The organism is Stenotrophomonas sp. SrG, assembly GCF_050031795.1.
GTDB lineage: Bacteria > Pseudomonadota > Gammaproteobacteria > Xanthomonadales > Xanthomonadaceae > Stenotrophomonas > Stenotrophomonas rhizophila_A.
This window is the reverse complement of sequence record NZ_JBNBBE010000654.1, coordinates 1-249: the sequence shown is the minus strand read 5'-3', so window position 1 is coordinate 249 and position 249 is coordinate 1. Positions and strand designations below refer to the sequence as shown.

1 protein-coding gene is annotated in these 249 nt (G+C 74.7%); it reads left to right on the top strand.

Annotation, left to right across the window (positions count from 1 at the left end; translation table 11 throughout):
• On the top strand, window positions 1-249 hold a 249-nt coding region (locus tag ACQG3P_RS21190), incomplete at both ends, for a hypothetical protein (protein WP_426806151.1).

Below are 249 nucleotides of genomic sequence, written 5' to 3'. Positions count from 1 at the left end.
TCGCCGAAGAGGGCATGACCCCCTGGCGCATGACCCTGCGCTGCCGCGACCGCGAAGGCTATCTCAGCCTGTCGCGCCTGCTCACGCGTGCCTGGATGGAAGGCCCCCGCCCGGAAGGCGGCGTGGCGGTGCACCCCGACTGGCTCAAGGGCGGTTGCCACAACCTGTTTGCCCTGGCGGGCCGCGACAGCCTGGCCGGGCGTCTGGCCGGCGCCGGCCGGCCTGACCTGGCCGAGCCGCAGCTCGCCG